Annotated in this window: 13 protein-coding genes, 1 tRNA gene and 1 pseudogene; 3 read left to right on the top strand and 12 right to left on the bottom strand. The window is 34.6% G+C overall.

All coding sequences use genetic code 11. From position 1 onward, the window contains the following. Positions 1-207, top strand: a 207-nt coding sequence (locus tag VLC96_RS12860) for a DUF8694 domain-containing protein (protein ID WP_325263500.1), incomplete at its 5' end; no start/stop codon positions are given. A gap of 406 nt (positions 208-613) precedes the next feature. Here the strand turns inward: VLC96_RS12860 and bioB are convergent. The 3 genes from bioB to VLC96_RS12845 form a co-directional block, all read right to left on the bottom strand. Then, positions 614-1,699 carry a biotin synthase BioB gene (bioB, locus tag VLC96_RS12855; RefSeq protein ID WP_325263498.1) on the bottom strand — a complete coding sequence of 362 codons (1,086 nt, stop codon included), beginning with the start codon at positions 1,697-1,699 and terminating at the stop codon, positions 614-616. A 98-nt stretch (positions 1,700-1,797) separates the two neighbouring features. Beyond that, positions 1,798-2,235 carry a hypothetical protein gene (locus VLC96_RS12850; protein WP_325263496.1) on the bottom strand — a complete coding sequence of 146 codons (438 nt, stop codon included), beginning with the start codon at positions 2,233-2,235 and terminating at the stop codon, positions 1,798-1,800. A gap of 448 nt (positions 2,236-2,683) precedes the next feature. After that, entirely contained in the window at positions 2,684-3,625 is a 942-nt protein-coding gene (locus tag VLC96_RS12845) for a bifunctional riboflavin kinase/FAD synthetase (protein WP_325263495.1), read from the bottom strand. 229 nt (positions 3,626-3,854) lie between these two features. Between VLC96_RS12845 and VLC96_RS12840 the strand changes: the two genes are divergently transcribed. Further along, complete coding sequence (locus tag VLC96_RS12840) at positions 3,855-6,539, top strand: zinc-dependent metalloprotease (RefSeq protein ID WP_325263493.1); 2,685 nt, start codon at positions 3,855-3,857, stop codon at positions 6,537-6,539. Positions 6,540-6,638: 99 nt separating this feature from the next. Here VLC96_RS12840 and pth read toward each other — a convergent pair whose 3' ends face one another. From pth to VLC96_RS12825, 3 genes are all read right to left on the bottom strand, one after another. Further along, positions 6,639-7,265 carry an aminoacyl-tRNA hydrolase gene (pth, locus tag VLC96_RS12835; protein WP_325263491.1) on the bottom strand — a complete coding sequence of 209 codons (627 nt, stop codon included), beginning with the start codon at positions 7,263-7,265 and terminating at the stop codon, positions 6,639-6,641. A gap of 326 nt (positions 7,266-7,591) precedes the next feature. Continuing rightward, entirely contained in the window at positions 7,592-8,200 is a 609-nt protein-coding gene (locus VLC96_RS12830; RefSeq protein ID WP_325263489.1) for a 50S ribosomal protein L25/general stress protein Ctc, read from the bottom strand. A 114-nt stretch (positions 8,201-8,314) separates the two neighbouring features. After that, a complete protein-coding gene (locus tag VLC96_RS12825) occupies positions 8,315-9,256 on the bottom strand; it encodes a ribose-phosphate pyrophosphokinase (RefSeq protein WP_325263488.1) in 942 nt (313 codons plus the stop codon). A gap of 289 nt (positions 9,257-9,545) precedes the next feature. Here VLC96_RS12825 and VLC96_RS12820 point away from each other — a divergent pair. Then, a tRNA-Leu gene (locus VLC96_RS12820) sits at positions 9,546-9,625 on the top strand. Between the two features lie 101 nt (positions 9,626-9,726). On the opposite strand, the gene VLC96_RS12815 is transcribed toward VLC96_RS12820, so the two are convergent. The 6 genes and pseudogenes from VLC96_RS12815 to VLC96_RS12790 form a co-directional block, all read right to left on the bottom strand. Next, entirely contained in the window at positions 9,727-9,912 is a 186-nt protein-coding gene (locus tag VLC96_RS12815; protein WP_325263486.1) for a hypothetical protein, read from the bottom strand. Positions 9,913-10,116: 204 nt separating this feature from the next. Next, entirely contained in the window at positions 10,117-11,061 is a 945-nt protein-coding gene (locus VLC96_RS12810; protein ID WP_325263485.1) for a hypothetical protein, read from the bottom strand. 66 nt (positions 11,062-11,127) lie between these two features. Continuing rightward, on the bottom strand, positions 11,128-12,378 hold the full coding sequence (locus tag VLC96_RS12805; RefSeq protein WP_325263484.1) for a uracil-xanthine permease family protein: 1,251 nt from the start codon (positions 12,376-12,378) through the stop codon (positions 11,128-11,130). 250 nt (positions 12,379-12,628) lie between these two features. Then, positions 12,629-12,829 carry a hypothetical protein gene (locus VLC96_RS12800; RefSeq protein WP_325263482.1) on the bottom strand — a complete coding sequence of 67 codons (201 nt, stop codon included), beginning with the start codon at positions 12,827-12,829 and terminating at the stop codon, positions 12,629-12,631. Positions 12,830-13,212: 383 nt separating this feature from the next. Then, a complete protein-coding gene (locus VLC96_RS12795) occupies positions 13,213-14,394 on the bottom strand; it encodes an aldose epimerase family protein (protein ID WP_325263480.1) in 1,182 nt (393 codons plus the stop codon). Positions 14,395-14,625: 231 nt separating this feature from the next. Continuing rightward, positions 14,626-14,859: pseudogene (locus VLC96_RS12790) on the bottom strand (L-arabinose isomerase); the annotation flags it as partial.

Raw genomic sequence — 14,859 nt, 5'->3', positions numbered from 1 at the left:
CGTCAAATCAAAGTGAATTCTTTTGATGAAACAATAGCTTCAGTAAAAATATATGATTTGAAAGGAAGCTTGATTTATGAGAAGGACAAAGTGGGTAAAAATGAATTCATCATTGACCATTTAAAATCCGGCGATCAATTTATGATTGTAATGACACAATTGGAAAGCGGAAAATGGATCAGTGAAGAGATTATTTTCCATGATTAAACTCCTGTCTAGTGCTGTAATCTATGATTAAAAGATAGTTTAATTAAAAAAAAATGAAATTATCATTTAACCCGTTGGGTGAAATTATGTTTAAATAAAAAATGAACCACATAGAGACATAGATTTAATAGCAAATCGTTAAAGAAAGAATAGAAATAGGTCTATTTTCACATAGATTGGCTATGTGATAAGTGAAACGACTATCAAACTCTTTTTAAAACCTATAAATTCTATGTCTCTATGTGGTTAAAAAATAATTTCACCCAACGGGTTATCATTTAATCATTTTATCTTCCAGCAATCAGAGTATGTTTACTATTTGATCTAGTCTAATTTTAACTCACAGTAGGAACAAAAAAAAGCCCATTTTAATTAAAAATGGGCTTTTTTTTGTTAGAAGGAAAAATTATTTCCCTTTTATAGATGCTTCTAAATTTTTCTCAATAGTATGACCAGGACGAGTCCATTTTGGTTTTTCTCCCAAAGATTCAAATTGCGAATCAGCAGCTTCAACAGATGGGCGCTGAGGCGCTTTTTTAAATGGTTTTTGAGGTTTTAAACCTAATAATTCAAACATTTTCATGTCTTCATTTACGTCGGGATTTGGAGTCGTTAATAATTTATCTCCAGCAAAAATAGAATTTGCACCAGCAAAGAAACACATTGCTTGTCCCTCGCGACTCATGTTTGTTCTTCCGGCAGACAAACGAACTTGAGTATGCGGCATTACGATTCTGGTAGTAGCTACCATTCTAATCATTTCCCAAATTTCAACAGGTTTTTCGTCTTGCATCGGAGTACCCTCAACAGCTACCAAAGCATTAATTGGCACCGATTCAGGTTGCGGATTCAAAGTGGAAAGAGCGACAAGCATTCCAGCTCTGTCTTCAATACTTTCTCCCATTCCTATAATTCCTCCGCTACAAACAGTAACACTTGTTTTACGAACATTTTCTATCGTTTGCAAACGATCTTCAAATCCTCTGGTAGAAATAACTTCTTTATAATAATCTTCAGATGTATCTAAGTTGTGATTGTAAGCATAAAGACCAGCTTCTGCCAAACGTTGCGCCTGATTTTCGGTAATCATACCCAAAGTACAACAAACCTCCATGTCCATTTTGTTGATGGTACGTACCATTTCCAAAACTTGGTCGAATTCCTCGCCGTCTTTTACATTTCTCCACGCAGCTCCCATACATACGCGAGATGAACCGCCTGATTTTGCTCTAAGCGCCTGAGCTTTTACTTGATTTACTGACATTAAATCGTTTCCTTCAACACCAGTGTCGTATCGGGCAGCTTGTGGACAATACCCACAATCCTCCGAGCAACCACCAGTTTTTATAGAAACCAAAGTAGATACCTGAACTACATTAGGGTCATGATGTTCTCTATGAATAGTCGCTGCTTCAAAAAGCAAATCCATCATAGGTTTATTATAGATAGCAATAATTTCTTCCTTAGTCCAATTATGTTTTGTGATACTCATAGATCCTTTATTTTGATGGCTCAAAAGTAATCAAATTGTAACAAACAAGCAACGAACACAACCTAAAATGAACTTCCAGCTCCTTGTTTATAAACAAACTAATCGGCTGCAAATTTATTGTTGTAATAAAGCATTAATAACATAGTGACTATAAGAGACGCGGCCATTCCTTCAAAGAATAACGTTAGACAATACATATTAATAGAAGGATTTCCGCCAAATAGGAAAGTTTTGGATAAATTATTTATGTACTCATCACCACCTCTTAGATAGCTATAAATCAGTAAACCAAGAACTGATAAAAATACTCCTATCCCCGAAGTAGTTAATGCGGCCACAGCGTTTGAAACAAAGTTTTTCTTACCATGTGCAATTCTGTATTTCAGAGTATCATTTACAGCATAAACAACAAATACAGTATTGATTAATCTTAAATAAAAAAGATTAGATAAACCTAAGAATTCCATCAGTAGGAAAAAAACTCCTATGCATATAAAAATGTAAAACCCATTTTTAATTTCTTTTTTTACTTTCATGTCATTCGATTTTTTAAAGTTAGAATACAATATCTTAAGCTAATCAAATAGGTTACATAAAATTACAAAAAACATCGGTATAAAACCTCAAAGTGTTAAAAAACAATGTTTTATCTATTTATTGAAGGGTTAAAATGCAATTCTGCTAATATGAAGTTTTGCGCTAAAATAATTTGGGCCCGACCCCTTTGGGTGAAGGGGCTTACCAACAGGAACGCTTACAAAGCCCCTTCACCCAAAGGGGTCGGGCTATCCGCATTACTTCGGTAATTTGCTTCTATCCCTCACGCAGAAACAGCGATAATTTACACTTTAGGCTCATAAGTTAAAACACTCGTCTTTGCGCCTTCGCGTCTTTGCGAGAAATAATTAAACCTTAATAATTCAAAAAAAAGCTGTATGCGCATATTTTAATGAGCATACAGCTTTTTTTGTAAAAAATCGAGAGTTATTTTTGAAAATAAGCCAAAGCCGTATTTTTATCCTTTTCCAATTGCGTCTTTAGATGATCAACCGAAGCAAATTTTTCCTCATCACGGATTCTTTTCAATATAAATACTGTAATTTTTTGATCGTATAAATCTTTATTAAAATCAAAATAATTGACTTCAATAGTTTGAACCTTACCGTCAACAGTCGGGTTGAAACCAATATTCATCATTCCAAAAACCGTTTTTGAATCGATGATACTCTTAACAATATAAACGCCATTTTTTGGAATCAACTTAAAGCTTTCAGCTAATTTAATATTCGCCGTCGGAAATCCAATTGTTCTGCCTAATTGTTTGCCTTTGGTTACAGTGCCTGTCAATGAATAATCATAACCCAAGTATTCATTGGCCAAAGCCATATCACCTTCCATCAGCGCATGTCTTATTTTGGTCGAACTTACAGATACTTCTTTGATTTCCTGAGCCGAAATTTCTTCAACTTCAAACTCATATTGTTTTCCAAAAGCTTTTAAATCATCAATGTTTGCAGTTCTATTTCGGCCAAAACGATGATCGTGACCGATAATTATTTTATGAATATGGAATTTGTCGACCAATATATTCTTTACAAACTCTTCAGCAGTTAGTTTTGAAAAGTTTTCGTCAAAGGGATGAATTACTAAATTTTGAATCCCAATTTGCTCCAATAGCGCAATTTTTTCATCAATAGTATTCAGCAATTTAATATCTGAATCTTCTTGTAACACCATTCGCGGATGTGGAAAAAAAGTGAGCACCAGACTTTCGTACTTGTCTTTTTCAGTATTTTGAGTAACTTTTTCTAATATTTTTCTGTGTCCAAAATGAACCCCGTCAAAGGTTCCTAGAGTAAGAATCGTTTTTTTTATGGTGTTTCCAACAGCAACATGGAAATCATTTATTGAATGAAAAATTTTCAAAGCACCTGTTTTTAAATTTTTTGCAAATTTATACTATCTATTTCAAAACTACGTGAAGAAGTTTCTATTTTTAATAAATTAAAGATGAAGGGTTTTTTAAATTATTTCTGATTTCCGAAATTGTTTAAATCAATTGTGTATTCAATGATAAAGGTTAATTTTGTTTACAAATTTACAAATAGGCAATCAGCAGTTTCAATTGTGCGTTGCATTAACACAGTAGCTAAATATGAATAGATTTTTTTTCTGTATTGGGGTTCTTATTATTAGTTATACCGGATATTCACAAAGTAAATCTCTCTGGAAAGAAGTGAATAATTCTCAAAAAAATGCTACTCAGAAAGGCGTTAATACAGACTCTCAAAAATTATATACCTTAGACATAGCCCACTTTAAGCAATCTCTTGAAACGCTGCATACAAACACTCAGGATCCCCAAAAGATTTCTGTTATTATCCCAAACAGTAACGGAAAAATGGAAGAATTTCTCGTGGTAGAATCTTCCAATTTTGTACCAGAATTACAAGAACAATTTCCCAACATCCGTGCTTATTCAGGAACAGGAATTACTGATCCTGGTGCATCTATAAATTTTAGTATATCTCCAACAGGTATTCAAACAATGGTTTTGAGAGGAAATTCAGTTTCAGAATTTATTGATCCTTTGCCTAATGACAAATCGATTTATGTAGTTTCTAATTCCAGAATGAGGGCAAAAGGAGAGTTACCGGTAACCTGCAGAACGGTCGATAAAACATTAAACAAAGGTTTGACACAAAAAGCAAGTCAGTTAAAATCAAACAATGGAGTTTTTAAAACAATGCGTCTGGCTTTGTCCTGTACTGGGGAATATACCAAATTTTTTGGTGGTACTACTGATAATGCTTTGGCTGCTATAAATGCAACAATGACAAGAGTTAATGGGGTTTATAATAAAGATCTTGCTGTGAAATTGTTATTAATTGCAAATGAAGCCAGCATAATTTTTACTAATCCGACAACCGATCCATACTCAAATGCTGATGTTGGAGTAGGCGATGATACCCATGAAGCAACTTGGCATCGCGAATTACAATCAACTTTGACAACTTTAATTGGGAATGATAATTATGATATAGGGCATTTGTTTGGAGCTACTGGTGGCGGTGGCGATGCTGGTTGTATTGGATGTGTGTGTGATAATCCAACTGCAGCTGAACCATATGGTAAAGGGAGCGGTTTTTCGTCTCCAGCTAATGGAAGGCCAACTAGTGATGTTTTTGATATTGATTATGTAGCTCATGAAATGGGACATCAGTTGGGAGCTAATCATACTTTCTCTTATGAAAACGAAGGTACAGGAACGAGTGTTGAGCCCGGTAGTGGTTCTACGATCATGGGATATGCAGGCATCACGGATTATGATGTTCAAAAGCAGTCTGATGATTATTTTGCTTACATCAGTATAAAGCAAATTCAGGATAATCTGGCAGGCAAAAGCTGTCCAGTTAGTACGCCGATGACTAACCAAACCCCAACAGCAAATGCAGGTCCAGATTATACAATTCCACAAGGAACTCCTTTTGTTTTAAAGGGTACTGCTACTGATCCTAATGGCGATACTATGACGTATAGTTGGGAACAAAACGATTCGGCTACAAGTAGGGAAATTGGTGATAGGAGTTATGCTTACGGAACTAAAGCCAATGGTCCAAATTTTAGGTCTTTTTTGCCTAGTAGCGAAACAAGTCGTTACTTTCCGGCATTTAGTAGGGTTTTAGGTGGAAAATTAAATACAACTTGGGAATCCGTTTCTACAATAGGAAGAAAACTAAATTTTGTTTTCTCAGTTAGAGATAATGCGGTTTCAGGCTTGGCGCAAACCAATTCGGACGCTACAGTTATCACTGTTGATGGTACTAAAGGGCCATTCGCTGTAACGTCACAAGATGTTCAGGATTTGAGTTGGATTTTGAGTTCCTCACAAACGATTACCTGGAGTGTAAATGGAACTAATTCTTTGTCCGGAGCCAATAATGTGAATATAAAAATGTCTATTGATGGAGGTTTGACTTTTCCAATATTTTTAGCAACTAATACGCCAAATGACGGTTCCGAAGTTGTTTCTGCACCAGCCATTGCTGCTAAAAATTGCAGAATTTTGATAGAGCCTACAGATAATGTTTTTTTTGCTTTAAACAGTGCTCCTTTTGCGTTAGGTTATAAAGTAGAGACAAGTTGTGCCTCTTATGATTTTGCAGCTCCTTATCCAATTCCGGAATCATTAACTGCTGAAAAAACAATTGTTGTGCCGGCAACCGATTCGGAGATTACAGATGTCAATTTCAATATTAGTTTTACTCATACCTATATTTCGGATGTTCAGATAGAATTGGTGAGTCCGAAAGGAACGACTGTTAAGTTATTTGATAGATCCTGTGATGGGGTAAATGGTAGTTTAATTTTAAAATACGATGATTTGGGTGGTTCATTAACTTGTGGTTCAACAATTAGCCAAACAGTTGCCCCAGTTGACTTATTAGCTGCTTTTAATGGCGAAAATCCGCAAGGAACCTGGAAATTGCGATTTAGAGATACAGGAGTTGGAGATACTGGGACAATTACTGCGGCATCAATCGAGATCTGTTCTGGGGCCTATGTCACAATGGCAATTCCTGAATATGAGATTAAGGATTTTATGTTGTACCCAAATCCCAATAAAGGGAATTTTACAATTTTATTTACCAGCCATGATAAAGAAGATATTCACGTTTTTGTGAATGATATGCTGGGCAAAAAAGTCTATGATAAGAAGTTTAAAAACACTGGAAATATCAATGAGATTATTCAGCTTTCTAATGTGACGCAGGGAACATATATCGTTACTGTTGAAGATGGAGGTCAAAAAGGTGTGTCTAAGATTATTGTAAAATAAGTTATATTTCAAAAACATCACAAAATAAAAATAGAGTTACACAAGTTTATCTTTTGTGTAACTCTATTTAGTTTGTGCGAATGATGAACCAGCTATTTTTTATTTGCCGTTAAAAGTGGTCATTGTGTTTTCAATTCCTGCAGTTGCAAATGATTTTATAATTTCAGAAGCGACTTCTAGTCTTTCGGGAAGTTTGGCTTTTTCGTTATCGTCCCATTCTCCTAATACATAATCAACTTGTTGTCCTTTTTTGAACTCATCGCTGATCCCAAAACGGAAGCGGGTATATTCTTGTGTGTTTAGAACAAGATTGATGTTTTTGAGTCCGTTGTGACCTCCGTCGCTGCCTTTTTTGCGGATACGAATGGTCCCAAACGAAAGATTTAAATCGTCTGTGATTACTAAAATATTTTCTAGCGGAATATTTTCTTTGTCAATCCAGTATTTTACGGCTTTACCGCTTAGATTCATATAGGTATTTGGCTTTAGCAATAAAAATGTTCTGCCTTTGAATTTGTATTCGGCTAAAGCGCCCAATTTTACGGTTTCGAAATTGAGTCCTTCTTTTTTGGCTAAAAAATCCAAGACTTTGAAACCTATATTGTGTCGGGTATTTACGTATTCGGAGCCAATGTTACCAAGGCCAACGATTAAAAATTTCTTCATAGTATCAATATTCTCTTCTGTTTTTGGTGATGAAAACAGGTTTTGTATCCATTTTATCATGGTGCAAAAATAGGGTAAAAAGAATAAAGAGGAAAGAATGAAGAAAAAAGAACAAAGAGAATAGAATAAAGAGGAATGAATAAATTATTCTAAATTTTAAATTTTAAATTTTTGAATTGGTTTAAAGAATATTTCCAAAAATGCCTAATGTTTCTCTTTAGCCCCGATGGGAGGGAAAATCTTTTTATTTTTTTTTCTTCAAAAAATAAAAAATTTGGAAGGACAGCGGGAATCCATACTTCCTAAAAATGCCTAATCTTTCGCTTCATATCAAAAAAAAAGCACCAGTTTTGAAACTGATGCTTTTGATATAGTTTGAAAAAGTATTATTTTTTCTTTTTTGCAGGAGCTTTTGCTGCTTTTGCTGCTTCTTGAGCTGCTTTCATAGCCGCACGAGAGATCTTCACTTGACAAATTACTGTATTGTCTGGGTGCATGATTTTGAAGTTTGGAGTTGGCACTTTAGTAACATATAATTTGTTACCCATGTCAAGAGGAGTGATGTCTGCCTCAACAAAATCTGGAAGGTTAGCTGGTAAAGCTTTAACTTTTAATTTACGGTTGTTCAAACGCAAATCTCCACCTGCCATAACTCCTTTAGAGTTACCAACGATTTTTACTGGAACTTCAATAGTGATTTCTTTGTCATCATGGATTTGAAAGAAGTCAATGTGTAAAATTTTGTCAGATACCGGGTGAACCTGAATATCTTGCAAAACAGCGTTGTAAGATTTACCATTTCCAAGTTCAATCACAACTGTGTGCGCGTTTGGAGTGTAAACCAAGTTCTTGAAAGCTATAACTTCCGCTGAAAAATGAACTGCTTGACTTCCTCCGTATAATACGCAAGGAACCAATCCAGCATTACGTAAGGCTTTTGTAGCTGATTTGCCCACGCTTTCTCTTTCTGATCCTTTAATTGTAATCGATTTCATTGTAAAAATTTATATAGTTATTAATTAAACTCTTTTTTAGTCCTTAGCGTTAATTTTTTAGTCCTTAGTTGCTGACTAACCACTACGGACTAATCACTTTGGGACTAAGAAAATCTACATTAAAAACTTCCCGCTAATAGAATTGTTGTGGTGCACCATGTGCATTACTTCTGCAAAAAGAGGTGCACAACTCACTACTCTTATTTTGTTTGATTGTTTTTTTAACGGAATAGAATCGGTTACGATTAATTCCAACAATTTTGAATTTTCTATTTTTTCGTAAGCATTACCAGATAAAATGGCGTGCGTACAAATAGCTCTAACGCTTATGGCACCTTTTTCGATCATTAAGTCGGCAGCTTTCGCTAAGGTTCCTCCTGTGTCAATCATGTCATCTACTAAGATTACATTTTTGCCTTTAACTTCACCGATAAGCTCCATTGTTTCGATAACATTGGCTGCTTTTCTTTGTTTGTAACAGATTACTACTTCAGAATTTAAGAATTTAGAATAAGCATAAGCTCTTTTCGATCCTCCCATATCTGGCGAAGCAATCATTAAATTTTCTAACCCAAGACTTTCTACGTATGGTAAAAAGATAGTTGATGCAAAAAGATGATCTACTGGTTTCTCAAAGAATCCTTGTATTTGATCTGCGTGCAAATCCATCGTCATGATGCGTGTTGCTCCGGCTGCATTCAATAAATTGGCAACTAATTTGGCTCCAATCGGTACTCTTGGTTTGTCTTTTCTGTCTTGTCTTGCCCAACCGAAGTAAGGTATTACAGCAGTAATATGTCTTGCTGATGCTCTTTTTGCTGCATCAATCATTAATAATAATTCCATTAAATTATCTGCAGTGGGAAACGTAGAGCATACTATAAATACGCGTAACCCTCTGATTGATTCTTCATAAGATGGCTGAAATTCTCCATCACTATAAACAGACATTGTTACTTTTCCTAACGGGATGCCGTATTCTTTTGCGATTTTCTCTGCAAGATATTCACTTTTTGAACAAGCAAAAATTTTAGCTTCTGGTTCTAGGTGTGACATTTAATTTGTTCTTTTTATTCCGCTGCGCTCTACACAATTCAGCTTAGAAATTTTGTCTAAAGTCTAAATATGTACAAAAGCCTCGGGTGTAGTTAGTTGTGTGTATCGTTTTTTAACGAGGTGCAAATTTATAAAATTAATTCCAGTCTGAAAGGAAAAAATAAAGTATTTTTTGTTGAATGTTTAAAATTATTTTTTACATTTGCACCGTGTTAAAGAAAAAGATAATTGTTCACCATATTATCTCTTTTATTGCGTGAAATAACTGTCGTTATTTCATGTCTGCTAAGCCCGGATGGCGGAATTGGTAGACGCGCTGGTCTCAAACACCTGTGGGAAACCGTGCCGGTTCGACTCCGGCTCCGGGTACTTAAAAAGTCTGTAATCACTTGTTTTGCAAGTATTACAGGCTTTTTTTTATGCAAGTTGTCCGCTATTTGCCCGACAAAAACACTTAAACAAACATACTTTTATTGTATTTCCGGAACGTAAGTACTCTTTAATAATTCTTTTGCAACATCCTTTTTTTGAGTATTTGATGTAATTAATTGCTGACTTTTTGTCGTTCGAATATTTGGAGTAAAAAAAGTATTGAAGTAGTCATGTTTATAATCATCATCAAGTTTAGTTAATAGAATTTCTAATAAAACCATCATTTATATAAATTTGGATAAGTTCATTTAGATTAATTGGGTCAATACAGAATGAATAAGTATATCAAAAGGATGGTGAATTTGAAAAATTTCTTCTTTTTTAAAGCCAGAGAGAGTACTCTCTGCTGCCTGAAACGAAGATAGGAAAAAGCACTTGATTTACCCCAAAGTAGCACTGGCGATTGCAGGCGGTTATAAGCCGTTTTTCTAATTATTTGCTTTAGGTTTTTTATCGTTATTTACCAGTTGACAATACATTAATAATTTACCCTTTTCTCTTTTAAGGAGGTTTAACATATTTCCCGTAAATACGCCGCCGTTTGTCTTATCTCCCCAACCCCCATCGAAATGCCCGTTAATTAATATTAAATCTCCAAAGTCAAATATTCTGTAGAAATGATGCTTAACATACAGTTTGGCCCCTGGGTTATATGTTTTCAGCATGTAGGGCTTAATGATGTCTATTCCGGAGAGGATGGATTCAAAATGCGGCATGTATATACCATCATCCGTAAAGCCTTCCGATCTTTTATAGCCATTTCCTTCAACCACGGCTTTTATAACATCAGAATTTTGAATCTCTATTTCTGATGATAATGCAGGATCAATAGTTTTATTCTCTGCTGAAATGTCTGATTCTTTTACGCTTACATTCGAATAGGGCATATCTTCAGGTTCGATGAATTTGTCGGCGCCAAATGCCTCCGAAAGAATTTTCAGTTTGCCACTTTTTGTACTCCTCCAGATAATCATATATTTTCCTTGGTAACGGCTTTGGATTTTTGGAGCAGTGGAACTGGAATATTTTAAATCGAAAGTTCCCACTTCCAAAATAAACTCATTGAAATTTTCAACCTTAAAGATGTTCTTTTTGTAAGACTCTATCCTGACTTGTCCGAACCAATCTTTGTAAAACTTTTTAAGGACGCCGATAGAAAATATTGCAGGCTTAAACTCTGGGAAATAAGTGAGTTCAGTATCGTAATGTTTTATGAGGGAATTAAAATCTTCGTTTATGAATTGATTTTCTACCTCAAGATTTAAATTGTATATTTTTGATTTGATTGCCTCTGATCCACCATTATTTTTTTGCCCAAAAAGAGTGTAAGCATTAAACAATACAATCACTACTAAAACCAGATATGTTTTCATATGTTTCATATTAGGTTATCAAAATGCCTTATAACTATTGTTGATTTTTGTTATTTAATTTTTCATCTATTCCCCCGTTTCATCATCCGGATCTAATTTATCTGAGGGTAAAATTCTATTCAGAACTACTCCAATAATAGCCGCAATAGTAAGCCCTGAAAGGGAAAAAGAGCCAGAGATAATTACATTGTCAATCGCAATTCCCAATACAAAAATCAGTGAGGCAATAATCAGGTTTCGGGAGTGTGAAAAATCAATATCTGCATTTACAACGGTTCTAACTCCTACCGAAGCTATCATTCCAAACAATATAATCGAAATTCCTCCCATAACTGGTGTCGGAATACTTTGTAAAACCATTCCGAATTTGCCGATAATCCCCAGTAGTATCGCATAAACAGCTGCAATTCTTAGGATCGAAGGATCGTAAACTTTGGTAACAGCCAGTACTCCTGTGTTTTCGCCGTAAGTCGTATTGGCAGGGCCTCCTAATATTCCTGCGACTACAGTTGCCACGCCATCACCTAATAAGGTTCTTGGAATTCCTGGATTTTCGAAGAAATCTTTTCCAACAACAGCGCCATTAGTCGAAATATCTCCAATATGTTCAATAAAAACCACTAAAGCAATAGGCGCAATGGCGATGATGGAACTTGTAGAAAAAACCGGAATCGTCAATAAATCTTTTAAGGCAGCATCTGAAAAACCAATCCAACTGGCATTTTCAAAACCTGAGAAGTCTACCATTCCCAGCATAACAGCGGTGATATACCCCAAAAAAACCGAAATCAAAATAGGAACTAAACGGAAAAATGATTTTTCTAAAATTGACACACTGATCATCGACACAATTACTACTGCTGCGACTATTAGACTGTTCGGGTCGAAAGTGCCGTTTTTATAGCCTGCCATCGATAACGCAACTGGGCTTAACCGCAATCCGATTACCATTATAATTGGACCGACAACTACTGGAGGAAAATACGATTTTATTTTTTCTACCCCAAAAGTCTTTACCATTGCAGCCATAATCATGTAAACAAAACCCGCTGCGATAACACCACCTTTTACATGGGCAATTCCATCTTCTTTCAGTACCAATGTTAACGCTCCAATAAATGCAAATGATGATCCCAAAAACACCGGAACGATTCGCTTGGTACATAAATGAAATAAAAGTGTTCCAATTCCGGCAGTAAGGAGTGCAATCGATGGGTTGAGTCCCGTTAAAAAAGGTACCAATACCGTCGCTCCAAACATCGCTAATACGTGTTGCAATCCCAATACTAATTTTGTCCGAGTGTTAATTGTTTTCATTTAGTTTCTTTTATAAAAGTAATTTTGAAGAGAGGTATTGTTTTAATAGTATTTCAAGTTAATTAAATATTGAAAATCAGTATTTTAATTATAAATTGTTTTGGAATTTTCGAAAACTTGTTGTTTAATGACGAGCAGTTATTTTGTATAAGCACATAAAAATTTTGCAAATCTTTTGATAAAAAAGATTTGGCAATTATTTACCTTACTTAGTAATCTTACGTAATCGAAAAAAAATTATTTTTTCAATTTATCGCTTTGGATTTACTGATGTAATGCCTCTTAAGATTTGCTCTTTTTCTAATGTAAAATGTTTTTGACAATAACCAATGCTGCTATAGAGTGTTGGTTTATTACATATAATACATTTTCCCGCATTTCCATAACTCTGTTGAGAAGAACAACTCGTTATTATAAATAATACAACTGACCATAGTAATATTTCTTTCATATTTATTTTTTTAATTGGGAATATTTTACAAACTGCTTAATTCTGACTTATATTTATTAAGCAAATTATATAAATGCTTGACAGACACTAATTTAGGAATTATTTAATGATTTTAACAGTAATTGAAGAATCAATTTAATTTTTTTGAAATTATTTTTTAAAAAGAAAGGGTTTTCTGCATTTTAAGAAATTTGCTGTTATGAGAGTCGATAGCTGAAAATGATGTCTGCCAATAATTTCAGTTGTTTGATTTGGAAATTATACTTAAAAAAAACCTCGGAAGTAAATAACTCCCGAGGAATTCAAAACTAACTTTGCGTTAGCTTTTTAACTAGATATCCTAACTAATAACCAAATTTTATATAATAACTAGTGTATTTAAACTACTTTACAGAAAATTTAAAAGTAGTTTTTGTTTTATAATTTTCTCCCGGATTTAAAACAGTCGTAGGGAAATCTTTTTGATTTGGAGAATCTGGATAATGTTGTGTTTCTAAACAAAGGCCAGTTCTATGAGCGTATGTTCCGCCATTTCTCATTGGTAAAGTTCCGTCTAAGAAGTTACCAGAATAAAACTGAATTCCCGGCTGATCGGTATACACTTCTAATAATCTTCCGCTTGTTGGATCGTAAGCCGAAGCAGCAAAACGGTCCCCTTTACCTTGATTATTCAACACCCAGCAATGGTCGTAACCCATTCCTCTTTTCAATTGTTCGTCGTTAGCATTGATCTCTTTTCCTACCGCTTTTGGTTTTCTAAAATCAAAAGGAGTATTCGTTACATCAGTCAATTGACCTGTTGGAATAAGAGTTGCATCTACAGGAACCAATTTATCAGCATCAATAGTGATTTCGTGGTCTAAAATAGGTTTTGAGAAATCAGATGATAAATTGAAATACGAATGTTGTGTTAAGTTTACAACGGTTTTCTTATCAGTAGTAGCTTCATAAAGGACGTCTAGCGCATTGTCTTTGTTCAAAGTATAAGTAACAAAAACAGTCAGGTTTCCAGGATATCCTTCTTCCATGTCTTTAGCGACATATTTCAATTTTAATGTAGCAACATCTCCACCTTTAGCTTCTTCAGCAGTCCAAACTACTCTATGAAAACCTTCTGGTCCGCCGTGTAAAGCATTTGGCGCATTGTTAATGGCTAGAGTATATTCTTTACCGTCCAAAGTAAATTTACCTTTTGCAATACGGTTACCGTATCTTCCAATCAAGGCACCAAAATACGGATTAGCTTTTTCGTATTGTGCCAATGAATTAAAACCAATAACCACTTCTTCCGATTTTCCAGCTTTGTTCGGTACTTTAAGTGAAGTAATAATACCACCATAAGTGATAATATTTACTTCCATACCGTTGTGGTTTTTCAAGGTGTATTGGTCAATTTGCACCCCTTTTTCGGTTTTACCATATTCTTTTTTGGCGATCGACACAGAGTCTGTTGCCGCAGCTTCCTGAGCAGAAGCTTCTTCTTTTTTCTCTCCTTTGCACTGTATATTCATACTTACTAAACTTAAAATGGACATTCCATAAAGACAACGTTTTACAATATTCATATATTTATTTTTTTTGGTTAAGCGTTAATAGTGTTTTTAATGCTAGTCAATGTTTTTAATTTTCAAAATCGTGCATAGCCTATATTTATTAAATTTCTAAAAAAAATCCTTATTTAGACAGAACGCCTTAAAAACAAATACCCACAAGGTCAAAAAAGACCTTGCAGGATGTATAAAAACTCAAAGACCTAACTAGGTTTTAGAAACCTGTTAGGTCTGTCAAATAACTATTTACAATTTGGTTTGAAACAAATGAAAATATGCTTCATTTGCATTAATCGTATCTTTAAAATTACGGATAGTTGTATTTTGATCAATTACCAATAATTCAATTCCAGCGATGTCGGCGAAATCTTCCATAAATTCCGTAGTCACCGCTTGACTGTAGACAGTATGGTGAGCTCCACCAGCAAGAATCCAAGCAGTAGCTGCAATATCCAAATTTGGTTTACAATCCCAAAGCAC

This window comes from Flavobacterium sp. (assembly GCF_035456085.1).
Lineage (GTDB): Bacteria > Bacteroidota > Bacteroidia > Flavobacteriales > Flavobacteriaceae > Flavobacterium.
This window is presented reverse-complemented; position numbering and strand designations above follow the sequence as displayed.